General features: G+C 35.2%; 21 protein-coding genes. 16 read left to right on the top strand and 5 right to left on the bottom strand.

Going from position 1 to position 24,882, the window contains the following annotated elements; genetic code table 11:
• Nucleotides 1-229 precede the first annotated feature (229 nt).
• The 9 genes from R2Q77_RS19725 to R2Q77_RS19685 all read left to right on the top strand — a co-directional run bounded on the left by R2Q77_RS19725 (nt 230) and on the right by R2Q77_RS19685 (nt 12,454).
• Complete coding sequence (locus R2Q77_RS19725) at nt 230-2,686, top strand: TonB-dependent receptor domain-containing protein (RefSeq protein WP_316805427.1); 2,457 nt, start codon at nt 230-232, stop codon at nt 2,684-2,686.
• A gap of 147 nt (nt 2,687-2,833) precedes the next feature.
• Nucleotides 2,834-3,673 (top strand): AraC family transcriptional regulator, encoded by an 840-nt coding sequence (locus tag R2Q77_RS19720; RefSeq protein ID WP_316805426.1) that lies wholly within the window; start codon nt 2,834-2,836, stop codon nt 3,671-3,673.
• A gap of 147 nt (nt 3,674-3,820) precedes the next feature.
• Entirely contained in the window at nt 3,821-4,333 is a 513-nt protein-coding gene (locus tag R2Q77_RS19715; RefSeq protein ID WP_316805425.1) for a DUF2911 domain-containing protein, read from the top strand.
• Between the two features lie 132 nt (nt 4,334-4,465).
• A complete protein-coding gene (locus R2Q77_RS19710) occupies nt 4,466-6,817 on the top strand; it encodes a TonB-dependent receptor (RefSeq protein WP_316805424.1) in 2,352 nt (783 codons plus the stop codon).
• 6 nt (nt 6,818-6,823) lie between these two features.
• Nucleotides 6,824-7,939: a PepSY-associated TM helix domain-containing protein gene (locus R2Q77_RS19705; RefSeq protein ID WP_316805423.1), complete on the top strand. Its 1,116-nt coding sequence runs from the start codon at nt 6,824-6,826 to the stop codon at nt 7,937-7,939.
• A 302-nt stretch (nt 7,940-8,241) separates the two neighbouring features.
• Nucleotides 8,242-9,711 carry a hypothetical protein gene (locus R2Q77_RS19700; protein ID WP_316805422.1) on the top strand — a complete coding sequence of 490 codons (1,470 nt, stop codon included), beginning with the start codon at nt 8,242-8,244 and terminating at the stop codon, nt 9,709-9,711.
• A gap of 4 nt (nt 9,712-9,715) precedes the next feature.
• The gene (locus R2Q77_RS19695; RefSeq protein ID WP_316805421.1) at nt 9,716-10,201 is read left to right on the top strand and encodes a hypothetical protein; all 486 of its coding nucleotides are present in this window, start codon (nt 9,716-9,718) and stop codon (nt 10,199-10,201) included.
• A 954-nt stretch (nt 10,202-11,155) separates the two neighbouring features.
• Nucleotides 11,156-12,034, top strand: coding sequence for a hypothetical protein (locus R2Q77_RS19690; protein ID WP_316805420.1), 879 nt, complete (start codon nt 11,156-11,158; stop codon nt 12,032-12,034).
• Nucleotides 12,035-12,163: 129 nt separating this feature from the next.
• Nucleotides 12,164-12,454: a hypothetical protein gene (locus R2Q77_RS19685; RefSeq protein ID WP_316805419.1), complete on the top strand. Its 291-nt coding sequence runs from the start codon at nt 12,164-12,166 to the stop codon at nt 12,452-12,454.
• Here the strand turns inward: R2Q77_RS19685 and R2Q77_RS19680 are convergent.
• Complete coding sequence (locus R2Q77_RS19680; RefSeq protein WP_316805418.1) at nt 12,419-12,820, bottom strand: hypothetical protein; 402 nt, start codon at nt 12,818-12,820, stop codon at nt 12,419-12,421. The genes R2Q77_RS19685 and R2Q77_RS19680 overlap by 36 nt on opposite strands.
• A 183-nt stretch (nt 12,821-13,003) precedes the next feature.
• Here R2Q77_RS19680 and R2Q77_RS19675 point away from each other — a divergent pair, with 183 nt between their 5' ends.
• The 4 genes from R2Q77_RS19675 (at nt 13,004) to R2Q77_RS19660 (ending at nt 19,748) form a co-directional block, all read left to right on the top strand.
• Nucleotides 13,004-13,831 carry an ion transporter gene (locus tag R2Q77_RS19675; protein WP_316805417.1) on the top strand — a complete coding sequence of 276 codons (828 nt, stop codon included), beginning with the start codon at nt 13,004-13,006 and terminating at the stop codon, nt 13,829-13,831.
• A 685-nt stretch (nt 13,832-14,516) separates the two neighbouring features.
• Nucleotides 14,517-15,122: a TlpA disulfide reductase family protein gene (locus R2Q77_RS19670; RefSeq protein WP_316805416.1), complete on the top strand. Its 606-nt coding sequence runs from the start codon at nt 14,517-14,519 to the stop codon at nt 15,120-15,122.
• Nucleotide 15,123: 1 nt separating this feature from the next.
• On the top strand, nt 15,124-18,372 hold the full coding sequence (locus R2Q77_RS19665; RefSeq protein WP_316805415.1) for a SusC/RagA family TonB-linked outer membrane protein: 3,249 nt from the start codon (nt 15,124-15,126) through the stop codon (nt 18,370-18,372).
• Between the two features lie 11 nt (nt 18,373-18,383).
• Nucleotides 18,384-19,748 carry a RagB/SusD family nutrient uptake outer membrane protein gene (locus R2Q77_RS19660; protein WP_316805414.1) on the top strand — a complete coding sequence of 455 codons (1,365 nt, stop codon included), beginning with the start codon at nt 18,384-18,386 and terminating at the stop codon, nt 19,746-19,748.
• Nucleotides 19,749-19,787: 39 nt separating this feature from the next.
• Here R2Q77_RS19660 and R2Q77_RS19655 read toward each other — a convergent pair whose 3' ends face one another.
• From R2Q77_RS19655 to R2Q77_RS19640, 4 genes are all read right to left on the bottom strand, one after another.
• A complete protein-coding gene (locus R2Q77_RS19655; RefSeq protein ID WP_316805413.1) occupies nt 19,788-20,174 on the bottom strand; it encodes a hypothetical protein in 387 nt (128 codons plus the stop codon).
• Between the two features lie 110 nt (nt 20,175-20,284).
• Nucleotides 20,285-20,731, bottom strand: coding sequence for a MauE/DoxX family redox-associated membrane protein (locus R2Q77_RS19650; RefSeq protein ID WP_316805412.1), 447 nt, complete (start codon nt 20,729-20,731; stop codon nt 20,285-20,287).
• A gap of 105 nt (nt 20,732-20,836) precedes the next feature.
• A complete protein-coding gene (locus tag R2Q77_RS19645) occupies nt 20,837-21,397 on the bottom strand; it encodes a hypothetical protein (protein WP_316805411.1) in 561 nt (186 codons plus the stop codon).
• A gap of 188 nt (nt 21,398-21,585) precedes the next feature.
• Nucleotides 21,586-22,749 carry a S1/P1 nuclease gene (locus tag R2Q77_RS19640; RefSeq protein ID WP_316805410.1) on the bottom strand — a complete coding sequence of 388 codons (1,164 nt, stop codon included), beginning with the start codon at nt 22,747-22,749 and terminating at the stop codon, nt 21,586-21,588.
• A 183-nt stretch (nt 22,750-22,932) separates the two neighbouring features.
• Between R2Q77_RS19640 and R2Q77_RS19635 the strand changes: the two genes are divergently transcribed.
• The 3 genes from R2Q77_RS19635 to R2Q77_RS19625 all read left to right on the top strand — a co-directional run bounded on the left by R2Q77_RS19635 (nt 22,933) and on the right by R2Q77_RS19625 (nt 24,874).
• Nucleotides 22,933-23,376: a hypothetical protein gene (locus R2Q77_RS19635; RefSeq protein ID WP_316805409.1), complete on the top strand. Its 444-nt coding sequence runs from the start codon at nt 22,933-22,935 to the stop codon at nt 23,374-23,376.
• A 145-nt stretch (nt 23,377-23,521) separates the two neighbouring features.
• Nucleotides 23,522-24,079, top strand: coding sequence for a histidine phosphatase family protein (locus R2Q77_RS19630; protein WP_316805408.1), 558 nt, complete (start codon nt 23,522-23,524; stop codon nt 24,077-24,079).
• Between the two features lie 138 nt (nt 24,080-24,217).
• On the top strand, nt 24,218-24,874 hold the full coding sequence (locus R2Q77_RS19625; protein WP_316805407.1) for a hypothetical protein: 657 nt from the start codon (nt 24,218-24,220) through the stop codon (nt 24,872-24,874).
• The last annotated feature ends 8 nt before the right edge of the window (nt 24,875-24,882 follow it).

Below are 24,882 nucleotides of genomic sequence, written 5' to 3'. Positions count from 1 at the left end.
TAAAAAAGCCAGTGTTTTGAGCTAAAGAATAGATAGATAGTGTGGTACTATTACTCAATTAATTTCTGATTTTCCAGTTACATTTCTTTAAAAATAAATTAATTTTCGACTTTAATTTACGGGATATTGTACTGATTAAGTGAATAAATGTACAGGGAACAGCCCTTATTCAGCATGTATTTTTGTGTTGCTTTTTATGAATAGGCAAAAGAGGCAACACACAACATTAATGAAAAATACATTTAAAGCTGGTATATCTTTGCTGTTTATATTAATTGGATTTTTACATTCAGCGGCACAAAATACCGGGAAAATTATAGGCACATTAAAAGATGCCAAAACAGCTGAAAACATTCCCTTTGCAACAGTATCATTATTCAATGATAAAACAAATTTGTTGATTAAAAATACCCAAACAGATGCACTTGGTGCTTTTGCCTTAACTGATTTAACTATGGGTGTTTACCAAATTAAAGCAGGTTATATTGGCTATAATACCATCATTAAAGATAGCCTTCTACTTTCGGCAGAAAACACAAACATCAATGTTGGCAACATTAAAATGAGTTTATCAGAAAATAATCTGCTTAGGGAAGTAACCATAACCGCCGAAAAAAATAAGGACCAAATCAGCATTGGTAAAAAGAAATTTTTGGTAGAACAAAGCTTGGTAAGCAAAGGTGGTACCGCGACTGATTTATTGCAAAATATACCCACCATTAGTATTGATGGAAATGGCAGTGTAAATTTACGTGGTTCTTCCAAAGTAAATATATTAATCGATGGAAAACCTTCATTAATTGCCGGTGGAGATGTAACTCAAATACTTCAATCCATTCCGGCAGGTTCAATAGAAAGTATAGAGCTTATAACCAACCCTTCTGCAAAGTACGATGCAGAAGGAGCAACAGGTATTATTAATCTTATTTTAAAGAAAAATCAAAAGTTAGGATTCAATGGTTCAGCAAGTGCTTCGGCTGGTACGCGCAACAACTATACAGGCGGAATTAATTTAAGTTTCGAAAACAACAAGCTTAATGTATATACAAATTACGACTACCAGCGGAGTAATGTATTTAGTAATGGATATCAGAATATTACCTATTTAAATCCAGGTAATGTTATTTTTTCTGATGAAAGCTTTCCTTCAGTCACGCTTACAAATGCCAACAATATAAAATTAGGGATTGATTATTATATTAATCCTAAAAGCCTGCTGAGCTTCTCGGGCGGTTACAATTCCAGTAATATTAACAAAAGTGAATTTTTAGATATTAAACAATACGATGCAGACAGAATGCCTTTACAGCTTATTTATAATGATAATACCACAGCAGCCAAAGGCGATACCTATAATGTAAACCTTGATTTTATTAAAACATTTAAAAAGCCCAAAGAAGAACTAAGCTTTAGTATTGGTTATGCACATGGGAGCGGGGTGAGCGATCAAAATTTTATTTCCAACATTTATAATCTGAATAGGCCTGCTAATTCTTATGATCTAATTAAAATTCATCCTTTTAATCATAATCTTAACCGGTACTACAATGTACAAGTTGATTACACCTTACCCATAGGGAAAGGAAATTTAAACGCTGGCTATCGCAGTCAGATAAGGTTTGATGAAAGAAACCAAAACGTATATAGCTTTGATAAAACGGTTAATACCTACACGGAATATTATCCTTACAGCGCTTATTTTAACAGCCATAACCAAATACATGCACTTTACATAGATTATAAAAGCCAGCTTAAAGATTTTAGCTACCTGGTTGGTTTAAGGGGCGAGTATGCTAACCTAAACGGTTTTGTGAATGGATATACTAACAATAGCGAACCTTTAAGCACACCCGTTAAAGTGCTAAATAAACGATTGTACCCGAGCATTACCTTAACGCAAAAATTAAAAAATAACCAGCAATTACAATTAAGTTATGCCTGCAGGGTAACCCGGCCAACACCCAGAAATTACAGCCCGATTCCGGATATTTCAGATCCTGTAAATTACGATGTAGGCAATCCAAATATTTTACCGGAAGATATACATGCCTTTGAATTGGGTTATAATAAAAACTGGGATAAAATTAATTTCACTTCGAGTATATATTACCGGATAACCAATAACTTTATTGCACATGTAGAAAGTGAACCCGAAAATGGAATTATTACCACTACTTCGACTAATATAACACATGCCTATACGGAAGGACTCGAAATCATCAGTCGGTTTAACGTGGCAAAAACCTGGAATTTTCTTGTCAATGCAAATTTGTATGAAAATGAAACCAACGCGGCCCCACAGTTTAACATTAGTAAAAGCAGTGGCTTTAGCTGGAACGCCAATATCACTAATAATTTTTCGGTTGTGAAAAATATTTCATTTCAAATCCGCAGTAATTACCAGGCACCTTATAAGACAGCACAAGATCAAAATGATGGTAGCTTTGGGATAGATGCAGGTGGTAAAATAAATCTTTTTCAAAATAAAGCTACTTTGTCTCTTAGCGGCAGGGATATTTTTGCTACACGTAAGTGGAGTTTTTTAAGAGACGGCAATGGTGTTTTGCTCGATTTTGAACGAAAAACAATTGGGGCAAGAGCCAACCTTAGTTTTACCTATAATTTCGGTAAAGATATTTTTCATGCAAAGAAAATAGAACACAGTACCGAGAAACAAGAAAACTGAGAACAGGTGATCGCCACAGAATGCATCCCGCTATATTTATTATCCTTAAAAAAACTTCATTACGTCAAGAAACGACTTATTGATGGTACCGCCGATAAATTTTAACAGCCCTATGTTTTTGGGTTTTATGAGTATCTTTAATTATATATGGCAAGAGAACATTTATATCAACCATTTGAAACTGAATTTAAAAAAATAGACATATTTCCTAAGGCAGTTTACAAAAATAATTTTTTTAAACTGGTTTATATTGTAGAAGGAACAGGCGTGCAAACCATGAACCAACATAACTTTACTTATCGTAAAGGAAATATGTTTTTAATTACGCCAGCAGATAGTTATTCTTTTGATATTAGCAGCACAACAACGTTTTTTTTTCTCCATTTTGACGATACCTACATTAAGCCAAAAACAAATAAGGATAATGACTGGGTGCAGCGAATGGAATACATTCTACAAAATGCAAGTCACAGACCAGGCTGCATTTTAAAAAACACTGTAGATAAACCCGTGGTAGCGGCTTTGGTAGATTGTATACAAAAAGAACTTAATTTGGGGCAGCTGTACTGCAACAAAATTATTCAGCAAATTGTAAATACATTGCTGCTAATTGTGGCAAGAAATATTGCACTAAAACTGCCTAAAAACGTAAAAGAAAATACCGGCGAAGCGGTGTTAGACATCCTCCATTATATACAGGAAAATATCTTTGTACAAGAAAACCTGCGGGTTGAAAAAATAAGCAGCAACCTTAAAATTTCTGAAAGTTATTTAGGCCGTTATTTTAAAAAACAAACCGGCGAAACCTTGCAGCAATATATTTCCAATTATAAAATCAGGTTGATTGAAACAAGACTGCTAAATAGCGATATGCGCATTAACGAAATTGCATACGAATTAAATTTTACTGACGAAAGCCACCTAAACAGGGCATTTAAAAAATATAAAGGTCTTAGTCCTACAGAGTACAGAAAGAAATTTGCTTAGTTGTTTAGCGGGCCGATACTATACACCATTTACCCCAATATTACTGAATTAGTGAAGAATTGTACAGGCGCAAAGCTTATACGCCGTTTACTTTTGTTGTGGTCTTCAGTTATAAAAAAAAAAAGACCAAAAACTCAACTAAAAAGTATGAAAAAGGCAAGTGTTTTAATAATTCTGATTGTGGCAGTTATATCTGTTACCTGTTTTGCACAAAATAAAAAGCCAAGGCTAAGTTTGCCCGATACGGTTACGGCAAAATTAGCCAATACAAACATTACCATTACATACAGCAGGCCAGCGGTAAATGGCAGAAAAATTTGGGGTGGCCTTGTACCTTACGATTCCGTTTGGAGAGCTGGCGCAAATGAAGCCACAACTTTTCATGCCGACAAAGATATTACCGTGCAGGGAAAACTCTTGCCGGCGGGCACCTATGCATTTTTTTTAATACCTCGTGAAAATGCAGCCTGGATTGCCATATTTAATAAGGTAGATAAACAATGGGGTGCATTTAAATACGATGAAAAGCAAGATCAGTTACGTGTAGAAGTGCAACCTGTTGTAATAAAAGATAATCAGGAGCTATTGAGGTTTTTAATTACGCCAAAAGGCATTTTATTAGAATGGGAAAATATAAGCCTGCCCATTTATTTAGAGTAAAAATTATTGTGCATTTATTCAGCGTATAAAATCTGATCAAAAAATTAAGTGATACTCTTTTAAAGACTATAATTTATTCGTTATTATTTTTAATAAGTCTAAATAATGTTAGCTTTGCGGAAATTTATATCCATGAAGCAGCTATACATAAAGCTTTTTACCGTCGTTCTTTTTATTTTATTTTCTGCAACACTTTTTGCGCAAAACAATAAGGCCAGTATCAGTGGCGTAGTTTTAGATTCTTTAGGTCATAAAATTCCCTATGCAAATATTCAAATCAGGAAATATAACCTTAAAACGACTTCAAATAAATCAGGCGAATTTTTATTGCAGGCTATACCGGCGGGTACACACCAAATCAGGGTTTCGAGTACAGGTTTTAATCAATTGGAGCAAAATATAGTGGTTGCGTTAAACGATACCACAAAAATTACCTTCGTTTTAAAAGAGCAGAGTGAAGGACTAAATGATGTAATCGTATCTGCCAGCCGCCGGCCGGAGTCTTTATCACAAACGCCATCATCTGTAACGGTTTTAACTGCTAAGGAACTCAATACGCAATCTACCATCAGTCCTAATTTAGCCAATATTCTATCATATAGTGTACCCGGTTTAGGCTTTTCGACAAATCAGACCGGAAACTCAGGACAGACCTTGAGGGGCAGAAATGTATTGGTCCTCATTGACGGGATTCCACAATCTACCCCTTTAAGGGCGGGCGGAAGAGACATCAGAAGCATCGATCCTTCCGTTATAGAACGCGTTGAAGTAATTAAAGGTGCTACAGCCATTTATGGTAATGGTGCAGAAGGTGGATTGATTAATTACATAACTAAAAAAGCAGACCAGGGAAAATCTTTTGGAGGTTATTCTCAGGCCGGGATCACCGGTAACCTGAAAGGAGATAGTACCATTGGATATCGTTTCTCGCAGCAACTGTATGGAAAAACCGGAAAAATGGATTTCCTGATAAGTGGCATGTATGAAAAAACTGGAGTATACAGAGATGCAGAAGGCTTGGTAATTTCGCCTGAATATGGCCTTGGAGAAACCAAATCCTATAATGGTTTTGTTAAACTGGGTTATAATTTCACTCAAAAGCAGCGGTTACAGCTGATGTATAATTATTTCAGTTCAAGGCAGCATTCTCTTTACATCACCAAAGAAGGAGTTTACCGTCAATCTCCGGCAATTGGTATTTATGGGGTAAGAAAAGGAGAAGATGAAGGTACACGATACAACCATAATGTAAATTTACAATACACTAACCAGCAAATTTTCGGTAAAACCGATTTAACGGCAAATTTATATTATCAGGATTTTTATACCATTTATTCTAATTCAGCTTCTTTTTTCGGTAGTGGCCAATCTGCCATTACTTCAACTAAAAAAGGCGCCAGGGTAAATTTAAATACCCCATTAAAAGTATCAGATCAAATGTTGGTGCAATTAAACTATGGGCTGGATTTAATGAACGATAAAACCGCACAAAGCTTAACCGACGGGCGGATATGGGTGCCCGATATGAACATGATTAATTTTGCACCTTATTTACAAGCTTCAACAACTTTATTTAATGATTTAACGATTAAAGGTGGTTTAAGGGCAGAAAATATTAATATTAATGTAGATGATTTTAATACTTTGGCTACAGGTGCAAATGGCGCTGGTAGCATTGCCGTAAAAGGTGGTAAATTAAATTATAATGCACTGGTATTTAATGCAGGTGCCCGTTATTCAAAATATAAATATTTTAATCCTTTTATCAGTTATGCACAATCTTTCTCCGTATTTGAATTGGGCAGGGTATTAAGGGCTGCCAAAAGCAATACCTTATCACAACTGGAAACTAAACCCATTATTGTTAACAATTACGAGGCAGGTTTTAGCAGTACTGTTGGCAACCTTAACTTTAGCGCGGCTTATTATTATAGTAGTTCTAAGTTGGGGGCAAACCTTTTAGAAGTAAATGGCACCTATATTTCACAACGGATACCTGAACAAGTATATGGTTTCGAAATCCAGGCCGATTATCAACTCTTAAAAGAGCTAAGCGTGGGTGGTAATTATGCTCAGGTAGAAGGCAAGGGCGATGTAGATGACGATGGTAAATTTGATGGTGAAAAAGATGTTTATTTGAATACCACCCGTATTCCTCCTTCAAAAACAACTGTATACCTTAAATATTCGGGTATTAAAAACCTAACACTCGACGTAAACTGGATGCGTGTAGGTAACAGAGACCGGTTTAAACCAAATGCTGCAGGTAAGTATTTAATAGGCGAAGGACCTGTAAAAGCATTTAATTTGTTTAATGTAGCTGCGGCTTATCAAGTTATACAGCCTTTAAGGGTATCCTTAGGTATAGAAAATTTGTTGAATAAAGTTTACTATCCGGCCATATCGCAATTTTATGGCAGTAATGTTAACTATGTTAGGGGAAATGGCCGTAGGTTTAACTTGGCTGTAGGTTACGCTTTTTAACCAGTGATGAAAAGAAAATTCAAAAACACAATCAGGCAAATACACTTATGGCTTGGCCTTGCAACTGGTTTGGTGGTTATTGTGATTGGCATAACCGGCTCACTGTATGTTTTTGAAGAAGAAATAAGGGCACTTACACAAAAAGAATTTCGGCTGGTTCCTGAGCAAAATAAACCTTTTGCCGGGCTGGATAAAATTATTATCAATTTTGACCAGCTGGCCACCAAAGATAAGATCAGAGGCATCAGGATAAATGAGCAAATTGCCAATGCCACAGTTGAAGTAACAACCAAAAAGAATCAGGTGTATTATTACAACCCGTATACGGCAGCATTGGTAAAAAAAGGCGGATTAGATTGGCTGGAAGTGGTGCAACACATCCATACCTCTTTACTATTGGGTAAAACAGGCGAATTTATTATTCGGTGGTCTGTGGTAATTTTTGTACTGATGCTCCTAACTGGATTAATTCTTTGGTTCCCTGGTCAAATGCGTTTATTAAAGCAATCTCTTACCATAAAACGAAATGCATCATTTAAACGATTAAATTACGATTTGCACAATGTGCTGGGTTTTTATGCTTCGATTGTATTACTGGTTACTGCATTAAGCGGATTATATTTCGCCTTTAAGGAGGTAAAAACGGTAGCGAGTTTTTTAACAGGTACTAAACTAAGTGCTGGTAATAAAGTAATTGATAGCAAGCCTGTTGAGTTAAACTTACTGCCAGAAAGATACCAGGAAATATATAGAGTAGCCAGGCTTAAATATCCGGGTGCTATAGCCACCAATTTTTCTTTAAGGGCAGGTGGAGAGCTGCGGTTAAGAATGATTTATCCCTATAGTTGGGCACGTAAACAAAACACCTTTTTTTATAAAGAAGAAAACGGTAAAATGTTAAGAGAAAAATTATATATCCATAATAATGGTGCCGATTTAATTGAAGCTACTAATTATGATCTGCATACCGGAAAGTTGCTGGGTTTACCCGGTAAAATACTAACCTTTATGGCCGGTTTAATCGCGGCAAGTTTACCCGTTACCGGTTTTATCATCTGGCTTAAAAAACGAAAGAAACCGGCTAAAAAGCGAAGCATAAAAGCTGCAGATAAATTTGCCTGAATATTTGATTTATAGCTGAAATTAAATGTAAATTCAGCTATGAAAATTATTTCACTTCTTCGGCTGTTGCAACATTTTAATCTTTACCATTTCTCAATATCAATAAAAACAAATTTTGAAATTTACAATTCATGTAAATTTTTGAACAATAATATTCGCTGATTAGTTCTATAGCCTATATTGAGGTTTTTTCGTGTAAAATATACTTTATACGGATTTTCCATTCTGATTATGGAATTATCTTCGCCCCATCATCATCCCTAAAAGTAATTACTAATATTAATTAACGATTATTAAAACTGATGAGAAAAATTAATGCACACTCTTTGCCTTTTAAGGCAATTGGGCTCTGTTTTGTAGCCTTACTTTTATTTATAACATCTTGTAAAAAAGATAATGTAAATGGGAAATTATCTAATGACGAACTTCAAGCTTTAAAAACCTGGCAAAGCCAAAACTTTGATCAAAAAAGTATCTTATTTGCCGATATGGTTCTAAACTGGAATACTATTTATGTAAATCAATTAAACGATAAAACCGTTTACGAGGTTGATTTGAACACTACCGATAATGCTTTCATAACAAACAGTTTTTTAAAGAAAGGTGATAAGAAAGATTATCAATCAACCAGTAGGTTTAAGCTATTGATATTTAAAGATACGCAAACAGGTAAAATAACCGATGGTTATTACATGTCGAGTATATCCAATGCGCCTGTACATTACAAACAAGTAAACAATTTTACGGGTTATATCTACTTTTATAATAAACAGGGTAATTTTGTGAACGGGTGGGTGTATGACGCCGGCAAAGCATTACAAGGTATTAGCCAGGGTACAGAGGCAGGTTATAGAGAAACGATGAACGCGGGTTTAAAGGAAAAAATTAATCTGAATAATTTTGGTGATGGAAGAATCCAGGTCGCTTCGCAGGAGTTTTGTTACACCATCGAAATTCCAATTTATGGTACAAGCTGTATCGCTGCTAGCGGTGAAAGCGGACCGGCTGGTCCTCCAGTTTGTGTAACCATTATTAAAGGATATACCTATGGTCGATATTGTACACCTAATCAAATGGCCGTAGATGATAATGGTGGTGTAGTGCCTGATCCCAACAACCCAAAAGGAACGGAACCTAAAAAACCTACACTGCCATCGATAGGACCAGATGAGGAACCTGCTGATATAAAAAATAAAGTTAACGATCCATGTTTAAAAGCTATGGTTCAGAAAGAACTAGATAGAGGTATTAACTTCTCAGCGGAAGAAACTTTAAATAGTATTTTTGGAGAAAATAGTGATATAAATTTAGATTTTGGAGATAAAATTTATGCTAATACTGGCACAGATGGAGGTGCACTAATCACTAAAGCTGTAAGGAATCCTAACGGCTCTGTAGCAAAAATGGATATTACAATAACATTAAATTCAGGAATTCTTCCAAATGCGTCGCAAGAATATATAACAGCTACCATTTTACATGAGTCTTTACATGCATATTTTGATTATAAAAATGGAGTAGGAGATGAAAATGGACAGCACATTATAATGGCTTCGCAACCTTATATTTCTAAATTTTCTGCAGCTATGCAAAAAATTTATCCAAACATGAGTGGTGAAGATGCATTAGCTTTAGCATGGGGAGGCTTAGAGGGTACTCCTGATTATGACACCTATAAATTAGCCGAACCTTATAAAGTAGGCCAGATGTATTTAGCTAATTCAGAATATAGAGATGGATCAAAAGGAAGTAAATGCCCTACAAAACAATAACAATATGAAACGAATTACTCATACACTTTTTTGCATTATACTAATAATCTTTATTGGAAATAAATTAATGGCACAAGATATAGTACAAACAGATTCTGTAGGCAAACTAATTACTAAAAATGGTATAAAATTAGATTCCATCTTTAAGGACTGTGAATTGCATTATGCAATGATAAAAATGGATATAAATAAGCTTAACCAAGTTACCGAGGTAAGTTCTTTAAATAACATTTCTAATGAGTTCTACAATATCTTCTCCCCGTTAAAAAAAATGACTTTTCCTAAAATTAAGGGTTCAATTAAAAAAACCATTGTATTCATTTATGTTGTTTATCCTAGAAGGAAATGCAATTCCGGTGAAGTTAATCATAAATCTACTTTAACTTTTAGTCTTCCGGAATTGACGCATTTACTTGCTGAGCAAGTAAAGAAAAACCCTAAAACAATCTACTATGGAGTAATAGAAACTTATCCGGAATATATTAATTAGCATTTATAAAGGTTAGATGGGTGAAAGAATAAAGCCATACGAAGCTTTTTCGTGTGGCTTTGCTGGTTAAAATACATTGAATGGGTTTGAATCCAGCAGCGATGCGAACAACGCAACTAAAATGTGGAGCCGATTTTTTTATCGCCCCCCTGTTGTAGAGAAGGTTGTAAAAAGTGATTTTTGAAAGCAGTCAAATAATATTTTGTTTTATTTTTTTAATTACTCAATCTTATATTTCTTTTTAGCTAATGGTTGGTGTTATCCCCAACAATTACTTATGCCTTGGAGTGGTAATAAAACCAAGTAACTGTCCAAATGAAATAAGCCTTGCAGTAATACAAGGCTTATTATTTTAGAAGTTGTATTTAATTTTAATTTTCTTTTCGGTTATTTAGTTGGTAGGTGTTAAACGGATGGATTAACTTTAATTGCTCAGCTGTGGAAACCTCAAGATATGTATTTAGAATGTAAACGGAGCATTCCGGGACCTCAGATTATATACTTAAAACCACAATTACTACCTTCATAACGCCAAATTATACGTTCAATAACCTAAAACATAACATTTACCTTAGCTTGTGGTTAGTGTCTACTCCATTGGGTCAGCGCTTAAAATATAAATTATAGTTATAAATTAAGAACATGAAATGTTCAGGAAAAGACCTGATAGATAAAAAAGGCAAGTATAGTAAGTAACTTTTAATATAAAATATGATGAGTAAATCGATTTTAATACTCTTGATTTTTATCCTTATTAATATCATTGGATTCAATATAAATGTACAAATTCGTTACAAAATTTTTGACCCGAACGGACAACATGCTGAAATGGCAACTGAGCAATATATAACTTGGTTTAAAAGTGCGGTCAAGAAAATTCTTACACTTTAGCAGCAGAATAAGAAACCTCAGGTACACCGCTTAGTCAGCGTATAAAATGTAAGCTATAAATATATGAGATTAATAACCATAACTTTTGCAATGCTATTTTTTAGCTCGTTTTCTTTATTTGCTCAAGCAAATAATAATACTGAAACAGATATTGCGATTAATTTAGATAGTTCGATTTATACACTTTGTAAAACAAGGGCAGAAAAAGGAAAAGAGATTTATGTTTTAAATAGTCGTTATAAATTTAATAAGAACTATAGAAGTTTAGTTGGAGATGATGCAGATTTCATGTTTACTTTTTACATTTTTCCAGAAAATAATAAACTGGAAATTAAAGAAATTCAAAAACCTGTAAAAAACATCATAAATAACTCAACAGAGTTACTAAAAAAAAGTAAACAATTATTTTCGTCCGATTATAGTAGTCCTTTAGTTTTTAATTTACTTATTAAATCAGGTAACAAATACTATAAATTCATCAATTGTAAAATCGAAAGTCAAGCATTTTATATTCAAGAAGACCCTCAATTTTTCCCGAAGTTTGGAGCAGGATCTAATAGATTTGAACTTAACTTGTTATCAAAACCATATACATCTAAATCTATTGATTCGTTAAGAAAAGTTATTTCAATAGATTCTACGGCTTTAAGACGTTTCCCCACATGGGCAGAAGACTTTTACGACAAATGGTACATTAAAAGTATAAACCGGAAAGAAAATAGCTTAAATTATTGGATTGATTTAAAAAATATATCGGCAGAGGGATATTCTTTTGGAAGAGTGGCAGAAGAAATTACCTATAAGATGAAAGTAGGCATAACAAGTTTTAAAATTAGGCCAACATACCGAATGTTCACAGATGAATATATCGATGACCGTTACTCTATTATTGAATTTAAGTTTGTTGAAATTGTAGATTTGAAAAGTATACTTCATAAGTAATTTTAAATGTTAGCTTAAAATTTAGCTGGTGATAACACCAATTAAAAGAAAACCCACCAAAACATAAAAGCTGCAGATAAATTTGCCTGAATATTTGATTTATAACTGAAATTAAATGTAAATTCAGCTATGAAAAAAGTACTGACCTATTTACTCGCCATTGTGCTGAATATTGCATTTTACTTCTTTCTTTCTGTGCTAATTGCCTTTGCCGTATTTGCCATTTTTGGCGAGGGGCAGGAGAGCCATAAATATTCGTTCTGGGTATCGCTTTTCTTTCTCTTATTTCAAATGCTCTTCCTGTATTGGCTTTACAAAAAACAATTCCTGATAAAAGATAAAATTTTATTAATTGTAAATGTGCTGATTACTTTAGCCCTGTTTTTATTTTTTGTGGTTTACCTTTCCGGTGCTTTTTAATGCCCAGTAAACCAAAGCCGGCTGAAAAAATAAACGAAGAAATCTTTTGCCATCGGTATTTAAACCAAATGCACTTCTATGGTGTGTAAACTGCGAAATGTTGCCGGGAAATACTGAAATAAATAATGCAGCAGCCAGTTTACCTATGGTTTTGCGCTGTTTTGCCGGTGCCAATACCAACGCTGTACCCATTGCAATTTCTACAAAACCCGAATATACAACCGTATCATCTTTTTTTAACGGAACCCAATCTGGAACTTGTGCCTGAAAAGGTTTTCTGGCAAAACTTAAATGACTGATGCCCGCAAACACCAGGCCAGCGCCTAAAGCTATGCGTGCTATATTTTTAATGTGCTCTTCTTTCATAATATATTCTTTCTATTCTGATTTTTTTATAATCGTAAGCCCCGCAAACAATCTTATTTAATACTTTGATAAAACAGTGGTTAAAGGTTTATTGTTTGAGAGGGGCAGCATCTTTAAAACATAAACTTAAACAAGGTGTTGTTATCTTTACCAAATTAATTATACATTCTGGTTAACAATACCATGGGAATATCCAAAGACAAAGACTGGCGTTTTAAACTGCATGAGGTTATTTACGAATCTAATACACCGGCCGGAAAAGCTTTTGACGTAGGTTTACTGATTGCTATTTTAGCCAGCATAGTTGTGGTAATGTTAGATAGTGTTGTGCACATTCATCAGCAATATGGCAGGTTGTTTAGCCATTTGGAATGGATTTTTTCTATCCTTTTTACCATTGAGTATATTTTAAGATTGGTTTGCATCCGTAAGCCATTAAAATATGTGCTAAGTCCGCTGGGGATAATAGATTTAATTGCGCTCATTCCTTCCTACCTGAGTATCTTTTTTGTAGGTGCACAGTCGCTGCTTGTTTTCAGGGCTTTAAGGTTGCTCCGTGTTTTTCGCATTTTTAAACTGGGCCATTTCCTAACAGAAATTAATTTTTTAACCCAGGCGTTAAAAGGTAGTGTAAGAAAAATCAGTATATTTTTATTAACGGTTTTAACCCTGACCGTAATTTTGGGCTCTATAATGTATTTGGTAGAGAAGCGTGAAAATGGTTTTTCTAATATTCCCGAAAGTGTGTATTGGGCAATTGTTACCATTACAACAGTAGGTTATGGTGATATTTCGCCAGTTACACCAACCGGAAAATTTGTAGCTTCTGTTGTTATGTTAATTGGATATGCCATTATAGCTGTTCCAACGGGTATTCTTACCCATGATTTAGCCATGGCTTCCAGGCAAAAGAAAGAACTACCCGAATCTTGTCCATCATGCAGTAGGGAAGGACATGATACTGATGCCGAATTTTGTAAGTACTGCGGCGCTCCTCTTTTCAGAAGCTAATGGCCCCATGGTTCGTTTTCTAAACTTTTAAGGATTTAACAATCACTTTTACACTTCTCTTGCTGCCAATTTCATATGCCTGTATTTAAAATAGATAAATGTGAATAAAATTGCGGTTATTTAAGACCGTATTCGGGAAAATATATTTACATTTGATTTATAGTCATTTAGGTATTAATCCGAGTCTTGTAGCTGCATTTTCTGACGCCGTAGAACAAGACAGCAGTTTTGATACCCATATCTACTAAATATACTTTGTATGTTAAATAGATGTGGGGCTGCTGTAAAACCATATTACATAAGGCGTCAGAAACTTTTAGCAGGTATGGTGTGCAGCCCACATTTATAGTGTGTATTGCATTCCAACAAGACTCGTGTTATAAAATAAAGGTAATGAGCAGATTGAACAGCAATAATTCTTTATCACTGCCTGTAAAAAACGGGTTGTACAGCTGTGTTTTTTGCTTAGCCTTAGTTCCATCCATATGTTTACCACATCCCATCCAATCGCAAAAACAATTGTTCAAACTGATAATTAAAAAACCAGTCTGACGATTTTTATAAATCCCTTTTTCGAAACAGATTTCCTGCCTGTAAGTAACCCTTTTTAATAGAGATTGGATTGCTTTTGCTAAAAATCAGGCACCTGTTTCTATAATTTTCTTTAAAACTAACCAAATAACATATGCGAAAAATATCAAATTTAATCGCCCGGGCATCGCTTTGCCTAAAAAAACACCTCCTCATTACCAGCATGGTAACGGCATTTATGACTTTTGGAACCAATGCGATAGCGCAAACCCAGATGAATGATCAAAGAACTTTCAAAATCGGAGATCCTTTGCCGGAAATTTTCTTTAAAAAAGTGCTCAACTATAAAGATAGCACTGCACAATTATCCGATTTTAAAGGTAAAGCCATTCTCCTCGATTTTTGGGCAACCTGGTGTGGAAGCTGTATTAAGGGGTTTTCTCATGCCGATTCCATCCAAAAAAAGTATGCTAAAAATCTTCAGGTATTAATGGTGAATACTTCAGCACGAGATACTAAGGCAAAAGTTGAAGCTTTTCTTTCCAGGCAAAAAAAAGAAATTACTGATTTTTCCATCCCGGTAATTTTGGGCGATTCTACCCTAAAATCTTTATTTCCAGTTCATGTAATTCCGCATTACATCTGGATAGGGGCCGATGGCCGGATAAAAGCCGTTACTGAACAGGAGCAGGTTACTTATGCAAATGTAGAAAATCTGATTGCTGGAGTGACCATTAATTTACCGCTAAAACAACGATAATATGTTTAAGAATAATTTTAACGGTTGGTTTAATAACCGGCTATACATTCATACGGCAACATTTTCAATATTATTTATTTTGTTGATGGTATTTAGTGCTTCAAGCCAGGTTAAACTGCCCTTTACCATAAAAGGTAAAGTAACGGATTTAGACGGAAAAAGAATTTCTGTTTCCATACGCACTACAAAAAACGGAATGGCCGGAACTGATGAAGACGGCAATTTCAGTTTTCAAATCAAAACGTTGCCAGATACCCTGAAATTTAATGCTATAGGTTATGTTGCTATTTTTAAACCCATATACAATGCAGGTTTTGTAAGCATAAGAATGTCTCCAAAAATTGAACAATTGGAAGAAGTTGTCGTGCAAACAGGCTATCAAACGCTTAAACCAAATGAAATTAATGGAACCGTTTCTATAATTAATGAACAGGCACTAAATAACAGAGCAGGTACAAACATTTTAGACAGACTTGCGGGACAGAGCAGTGGTTTACTTTTTAATGTAGGGAAAACAAATGGCAATCCTCAAAATAATCTCAACATCAGCATTAGGGGTTTAGGAACTATAAACGGACCTTTAGATCCGCTGATTATTTTAGATGGTTACATTTACGAGGGCGATATCAGCAACATTAATCCAAATGATGTAGATAATGTAAGTATTTTGAAAGATGCTTCTGCCGCATCCATCTGGGGTGCCAGAGCAGGAAACGGTGTAATTGTAATCAGTACTAAAAAAGGAAAATTAAATCAGCCGCTACAGGTTGGCTTTAACGCCAGCTTACTGGTACAGGCCAAGCCTAACCTCTTTGCAGTAAGAGAAATGAACCCGGCAGATTATATTGATGTTGAACGTAAGCTATTTAACAGTGGCTTTTTTGATAGCCAGATTACACAAAACCCTTCTCAGGCACTTACCCCGGCTGTAGAGATTTTACTCCGTCAGCGTAGTGGAAAAATTTCTGCAACACAAGCGGGAGATATGCTCACTGATTTAGCGAAAAATAATACGCAGCAGGCTTACCTGGATAATTTTTATACAAAAGCTGTCACGCAGCAATATGCTTTAAATATTAAAGGAGGTGGGAATAAAAATAGTTATTTCCTGTCGGCTGCTTACGATAAGTTAAAGGGAGAAACCTATGGCACGGGCAATAAACTCAATATGCGCCTAAACAACGACTTTAAGCTGCTTGATCGATTGAATCTGACAACCAACGTATATTTTACTTCATCCAATTCAAAATCTGGCCGGCCTGTTTATAAAAGCATTGGCATTGGAAACAGAATGATTCCATACTTTTCTTTTTTAGATGCAAATGGAAATGCTTTACCTGTAGCTAAGAATTACCGTTCTACCTATACAGATACGACAGGTAATGGTAAATTATTGGATTGGAAATATTACCCTGCTGAAGACTATAAGCACAACACGGTTAAAAATGTTCAACAAGAACTATTTGCGAGTGTTGCTTTAAAATACCAGTTGTTAAGTTATTTAAGTTTAAACCTAAGTTACCAGTATCAGAAACAAAATGCAACTTCAACGGCTTTTGCAGATTTGCAGAGTTACATGGCTAAAGATCGGATTAACACCTATAGCCAGTTGAACAGGACAACAGGCGTGGTAAAATATATTGTGCCTTTGGGCGGAATACAAAATGTAATTGATAACGACATAGCTTCACAAACAGGACGTTTTCAGCTTAACCTGAATAAAAATATTAATGTACACGCTATAAATGCCATTATTGGAATGGAAGCACGGAATGTACTCACTCATGGCAGCGGCGTAACGAGGTATGGCTATCAGGAAGATCCTCTTTATTTTTCGCTTATTGATGCCGTTACAAATTACCCTGAATTTTTAGGCGGCAATTATAGTCAGATCAGTTCTGAAGACAATTTACTACATACACATTATAGATTTGTAAGTTTATATGGAAACGCGTCTTACAGTTATTTAGGTAAATACTCTATTTCAGGTAGCATTAGAAGGGATGGTTCAAATATTTTCGGAGCCAACACCAACGATAAATGGAAACCACTTTGGTCAGCAGGTATTGGCTGGGATTTATCAAAAGAATCGTTTTTTACCCTTAAAGGATTTTCCTTATTAAAATTATCAGCCACTTTTGGGTATAGTGGTAATGTAGACCTGACCAAAACGGCTTCAGCAATAGGTTCTTACCTTACTTATCCGGTAACCGGATTGCCCGGCATAAGGGTAACGAGTATTAATAATCCCAACTTAAAATGGGAGCAGCTATCGCAACTTAATTTGAAGGTAGATTTTGCATCACAAAATAACAGGTTAAGTGGTTCTTTTGCGTGGTACTTAAAAAAAGGTACTGATTTGTACGGACAGGCACCTTATGATTATACTACATGGGGTGGAAGGGAACTATTGGTTAGAAATATTGCCGATATGAAAGGGTATGGCATTGATGCAGAATTTCACAGTCAGAATATAACAACTACTGCATTTAAATGGAATAGCGACTTATATTTTAACTACAATACCAGCAAAACCGTTAAATACTATCGTTCGCAAGGTTCAGATTTATCTGCTTTGCTTTCCGCAGGATCGAGTATCACGCCGGTAGAAGGAAAGCCGCTGTATGCAATAGCAGCTTATAAATGGGCGGGTTTAGATGCGCTTGGAAATCCGCAAGGTTATTTAAATGGTAAGGTAAGTACCGATTACAGGGCCATGCAAATGGAAGCATTTGCAACAGGAAACAACCTCGAATATTTAGGTTCGGCAAGCCCAACTTTTTTTGGTTCATTTATCAATACCCTAAAATATAAAGCGTTTAGTTTTTCCTTTAACTTTTCTTACCGTTTAGGATATTACGTTAAAAAACCATCCATAAACTACAATAACCTGGTCACATTTGGACAGGGGCACGGAGATTATGAAAAACGCTGGCAAAAGCCAGGTGATGAGGTTTTAACAAATGTACCGGCCTTTATATATTCTGCTAATGCAGCCCGGGATGGGTTCTACTTAAATTCGACCATAAATGCGGTTAAGGCTGATAACATCAGGCTTGATTATGTTAACCTGAATTATAAATTCAATACTGCTGGCTGGCGTTTTCCTTTCAGAAGCCTGGAAATATATACTGTAGTACAAAACTGTGGTTTGATTTGGAAAGCAAGCAATGAAAATATCGACCCCGATTATGCTGATGTAGTTCCGCCTGCTAAGCAGTTTAGTTTTGGTTTAAGAGGAAATTTCTAAAATAAAAAAAGATGAAAATAATATATCAATTGATATTTGCTTTATTGATTATAGGAACAATAAGCAGCTGTAAAAAGTATTTGGATGTAAAATCAAATGCGACTTTAGTTATTCCGCATACTTTAAAAGATGCCCAGAGCTTGCTGGATGATGCCACACTGATGAATATTAAAACTACGCCATCTTATGGGGAAACCTCTGCCGACGATTATTTCCTGACTTTGGCGGGTTATAACGCGGCAGGTACTTTAGGGCAGGATATTTATGTATGGAAAGCCATTGAATACCTATATGGAAACGATTGGTCTTATTCCTATCTGGCGGTTTATAACACAAATTTAAGTCTGGATATTTTGAATAAGATTGACCGGAATGAGCAAAATGCTCAAGCCTGGGACAATGTGAAGGGTTCTGCTTTATTCTTCAGATCGTTTTATTTTCTTGGTTTATTAACTCAGTATGCCTTTGCCTATGATGAAAATACTTCTGATAAAGATTTAGGGGTTGTATTGCGGCTCAATTCGGATTTTAATGAACCTTCATCAAGAGCAAGTGTAAAACAATGTTACGATCAGGTTATAAACGATTTACTGTTATCCTTAAACTACCTACCCGATTATTCAATACATCAGCTTCGTCCATCAAAAGGAGCAGCATACGCTTTGCTTGCCCGTGCGTACTTATATAAAAGACAGTATGATTTGGCTTTGAAATATAGTAGTGAAGCATTAAAATTAAACAGCCAGCTTATGGATTATAATGCTGATCCTGGGATTATTAGTCCTGTTGCTGCGGTACCTTTTAGAAAATTTAATAAGGAGACTATTTTTTATTCAGAAATGTTCAGTTTTATTGGGCTTCATAATGCTGTTTCTGCAAGGATTGACACCAACTTGTATGCTACTTATAATGCAAACGATTTAAGACGTACCATTTTCTTTAAAGCAAGCGGAAGTTATCAGGTATTTAAGGGGAGTTATGCCGCAAGTGCAGCAACCTTATTCAGCGGTTTAAGTACCGATGAGTTGTACATTACACGGGCAGAATGCCGTGCATACTTAAATGATGTGCCAGGTAGCATGGACGATCTTAATTTGCTGTTAAAAAAGAGATGGAAAAATACGGTAGCTTTTGTACCGCTTGCATCAACAAACAGATCAGATGCCTTAAATAAAATCCGGTTGGAGAGAAGAAAAGAACTGGTAATGCGGAATATGAGGTGGATTGATGTAAAAAGATACAATAAAGAAGGTGGAAATATAATTATGAGCAGGTTAGTAAATGGGAAAACCATCAGCATTTTGCCCGATTCGAGGTATTATGCACTGCCATTGCCTACAGATATTATACAGCAAACCGGAATGCCACAAAATTAAAGAGCGCAACGGCAGCAATTCTGCCGTTGCTTCTCCGATTTAATTAGAGCGATTGTAAATTAACATATTGCTATCTGCCGATCCTGTTACAAATGCTGTTCCGAGTGTGGCATGGATGCTGGCGCTTAAATTAGTTGATGATTTAAGTGTTGGGGTAGTTAACGGTGTATTGACAAAATTTTCATCAACCTGAATGGTACAGGCACTTTGTGCCCTGTCATCGCATACAGTTTCATCGTTGCTATCATAAACCCAGTTGCTTTCGTTTTCAACACTGGCCTTATCAAACGTAGTTCCATTATAAAAGAAAGTATAAGTGCCAGTTTTTGCCTTTTCTGTTTTAAAAGCAGAACCTGTTAATACAATTACCAAACCAAAGGCAGCCGCAAGAATACCTGTGCTAAAATTTTTGAGGTTATTATTCATAATAAGAATGCTTTATTACGATTGAAAAAGCAAACGAAAAAGTTTAGTGAATGTGTAATGATTGATTAATAACAGTTAATGTCTAACCGGTTTTTAAGCTATTTTTTGAATTACTTTGCCTTTAACCTCCTTTCTATCTTGTTAAAAATGGATAGGTTAACAGCGTTAATAACAATGAAGAATAAATTAAATAAAAAGTGTGTTTTCCAACTCATTACTTTTAAAACTCCTCCACAACTGCAAGGGGTACTTTTAAAGTAATTAAGTAAAATCAATAAGATGTAAACCGTAAAGATTATAAATAAGGTTATAGAGCATATCAAACCTGATTTCCTGGTGCCTGGGATAATCAGAAGAATTACCACGATTAACTCAGAAACAGGCAGGGCATAGCTTAACGGTTTTAATACAGGCCTGGGCAAATGCTGCATACTAAGCTCATGCCTAAAGGTGTCAAAATTAGCAAGTTTACTGCCTAAGGTATAAGTCCATAGCAGCACCAATAGAAATAATATGCTATTGAAAATTTGATTTAAACTTAAAATTTTACGTTTCATATAGCTGATTGAATAATCTAAAGTAGTCAGCGATATGTATAGGTGGAACTTGGTTTGTAGTATTAAATTTACTTAGTTTGCTAAGTTGTTTTTTCCTCTGTTTTACTATAAGAGTTTGGTGTAAATAGAAGTGAAATAATCATAATTAAGCTTTAGGTAATTGCTTATGTCTTTTTTCTGAATCACGACTAAATATGGCCGGTACCGGATTAAGAAAAGCTCGACTTTTCTCTGTGCAGATTTTTCTTCCAATATTCGCTGGCGGTAAACCATACCTTCATCATAGTTCGCGCAAAGGGAGTCGTAAGTTGTTCTAAGTTCTTTAAACTGGCCGTAAACTGCAATTAATTCTTCAAATTCTAAATGTACAACATAAGTGTCAGTGTAAGCTTTTAAGTAAAAATGCTTATTTAATTTTCTGGTTATTAAACTATGGCCAGGTAAAATGAAATTAATAACGGAGGGTTTTTTCCGTGCTTCTGCATCATATTCTTTCAAAAGTCCGGTTAATATCCAGGCGAGTTGGCCTTCCTGACGGTTAAAATTTTCACCCGTTTTAATAAAAGTATATTTAACTGTTTTCAAAATCAGGTCCCAGGCTTCAGGTTGCAGTGCCCCTAAAGTTTGAAGTTTAAATTTTAATTCTGTGAGCGTTGGTGTATTCATTTATAGTATTTTAATTTTTTAAATATATTATTAATCATACTTATTTGTATTTTATTTTGTATTTAATTTAATTTGTGATCACTTTCCCAGCTTTAGCAGAAATAAATACCACCTTGATGGAAGTACATTAAACGAAAAAAAGGAGCTAACTTTCGTTTAGCTCCTTCAAATAACGGGGGAGAATCTATTTATTTTCGGCCTTTAATTGTACCATCTTTATCATCATTCATTATAACAAAATCAATTTGTTTAGGATCATTTACAATAATCTGAGGTTTACCATTGTGGATGGTGATAATTCCTTTTACTTTAACATAATTATAAAGATTAGCATTAAAAGCCGTTTTTGCACTCCCTTTTAATACAACCGTAAGCAGTTGGTTTGGATAATCAGCACCAAGGTTTAATAAAATCATACTGCTAAAATCTTTTGAGCCGTAGAGTTTTGAATTTAGCGATACATTGGCACCTATGTGGCTGGAGGCCTCGTTAATATTTATCGGAGTAACTTTTTGCACATCCGCAGTAGCCTCAGCATTATTTATAACAGGGCTATTACCCTTATATTGAACGCCATTTTTGAAGATACTGTTTAACAAACCGGCTAAACGAATGCCGCCCATTTCAATGCGCTCATTTACTATGCTAATGTGAGACTGATAGTATTTTTCATCAATTTTATTATTTTGTTCTACCTCAGCATAAAGTTTTGAGCTAATTTGATAGCTTTCAAAAAGCCAATTTAAGGGAGAAGCATTTTGCCACTTTTTTATTTCTGATACACTTGCATTATCCTGATTTGTTAGTTGTGAAATGCTTAAATTTTGGTGGTCAAGTAACCGGCTATCCCATAAAGAGTGAAGATTAGTCCCTTTACCATCAAATTGCACCTGAATGGTATTACCGCCTTTATCTTCGGCACGGCTTACATGCATGGGTTGATGTGCATCGCCAACCAAATGGACAATAAACTTGAGCGCAATTTTTTTCTGCTCTTTGGTAGCCATCTGATCATTAATCACCTGTTCATTTAAGGTCAAAGCTTTCAATAGATCGGGTTTTTCTGAATTTTTAACGGCTTTGGAAAACTCATTAAAATTTAGGCCATCAGCAACATTTACAAAATGCCAACCGGCAGTTGCCTTAAATTCAGGTTCATTACGAATTTCATCTGCCCATGAAGCAACATCGGCCAGGCTTTCGTTCTCCAATAAATCTTTTACGGCTTGTTTTGCTGAAGGTGTTAAATGATTAGCCGCAATACTTGCTACGGTTTTATGCCCGGTAATTCCCCAGGAAATTAAAATAAATGAGAGCGCAATTAAAGTTAATATGATCGGGATTTTTTTCATGCGGCGAAGATATAAGGATGTAATTGTTTACATTTTTATAAATTGTAATATTGTTATGGTGTGGATAAGTTTAAGAGGGCGGAGGCATAGATGAGTATTTTGGAATAGCTATAGAAAATTAATTAAAGCTGTAGCACTTTATTGGTACCACTCGTTTACCAAATAAAACCAATATAAATTAATATGAAAAAAATGCTAAAATTAGCCGCTCTGTTGCTGGTTTCTTCTGTTTTCTTTTTTGCATGTAAAAAGAAAAATAACGAAGCACCTTACGAACCCCTTAAAGGGATTTGGGAAGAAACACTTACGGGAAACTACCAACGTAAACTGGTATTTAAAGAAGGTGGGAAGTTTACCATGTACCTAAGCAACACCAATGATGCGAATTATCTATTAACCCTAAATGGAACTTACGCTATTAATGGTGAAAATCTGACCGTTAATATTACAGAAGAAGTTGCAAGGCAAAGTAACGGAACAACAGTTACCACGCCGTTAAATCAATACAATATATTCGAAAAGGGAACCTTCAGCATTAATAATTTCCTGCTTACTATAAATTACACCACATATCCGGCTGATGCGCCAGTAAAAACACAGGCAAAGTTTAAGAGAATTATTGGGTAAACATGCTTAAGTAAAGACTGTTAAAATGCCTCAAACGGTTTAAATATCAGGCATTTTGTGGTATGCATCCTTAAACATAAACTAATCTGGTTTCATTAGGTTATATTTGTAGTAAGCCTAATGTAAAGCCAGCTTCAGTTATCATATGTTTAAAAAGAAGTTTCCAGTTTTTATTGTTATTGTTTTTTTAACGTTAATTTTTAATGCCTCACTGCGGGCGCAGGATAATCTTAAAATTATTCTAATCAGGCATGCCGAAAAGCCTGCTCAGGGCGATAACCTGAATTGCCAGGGTTTGAACAGGTCTATGCAGCTTCCGGCAGTTATTGTAAAGAAATTTGGGTTGCCCAATTATGTTTATGTACCTAACTTAAATGCAACTAAAGGAACTAAACGGTCAAGGGCTTTTCAAACGGTTTTGCCTTTATCAATTAAGTATAATTTAAGCATAAATTCTTCCTTTGATGTAGAAGATAGCAAGGGCCTGGTCAATGATATTAGTGCGAAGAAAGGCTTGGTTTTAGTTTGCTGGGAGCATCATGAACTGACTAAAATTATGAAAGCTTTTGGTGTAAAACCTACAAATTTAAAATGGGCGGAAAATGATTTTGATGGCATCTGGACCATTACCTACCAAAATGGAAAAGCCGTTTTCTCCGCAGATAAAGAAAATTTGAAGCCAAAAATTAATTGTACTTATTAAGTGTTGATATTAAGCTTTTTATATGCTTTTAAAGTGCGTTGAGGCTTATTATTGAAAAATTTTTTGTTCAGGATCGGTCAAATTTTGTTAAGTTTATCGCAACAGATATTTAAGCCGAAACCGAACAATTTTTTACGTTTGCAACTTTCAATATTTTCTACTCCCGCAGATCCAAAACCTCAGGATCGTAACTTAACCGTTTGCTTAATTGAGGCGGCTCATTATGTAATGGCGCTCAATTTTATGGATGAGTTTTCACTATTGTACATTACACTAAACCAAACTGAACGTTCTGCCCGTGGTGGTTTTCGTTTTGTTAGAAATGGGCATCTTAAAATGCACCCAATGGTATACGATCATTTAGCCCTGATCAGCATATCCGGAATATGCGCAGCAACTATTCATGCACATGGTTTAGAACTGGTAACTTTAGAACGTAATAACTTTCCAATAGATTCTACGCTTTTAGTAATGGCCGATTGTGAGGAGGATTATGCCAATTTTAAACGCCTGGTAAGCCCAATATCAAGGCACTTTTTACTTTCAGCACGTGAAGTACAATGGAGCACCATGTTAGCCGCTTTTAACTTTTTTGTAGCACCGGGTGTTTGGAAAAACATTGAGCTGATTGGTCATTTATTAATGAGCAGCAAAGAAGACAAATTAATGCATCCGGATATTTTAGCTCAACTTAAAGCTGCCGAAGGTTATGCCGATTTAGGTGTTGCTATGGATCATTTAAGGGCTTTAAGGTATCCACTTTCAAAGGCTGCACTAAAAGTTAGCCTTGATTAATTTTTTAT

It is taken from the genome of Pedobacter nototheniae (assembly GCF_032678625.1).
Lineage (GTDB): Bacteria > Bacteroidota > Bacteroidia > Sphingobacteriales > Sphingobacteriaceae > Pedobacter > Pedobacter nototheniae_A.
Note: the sequence above shows the minus strand (reverse complement) of the source record. Positions and strands in the feature narration are given on the sequence as shown.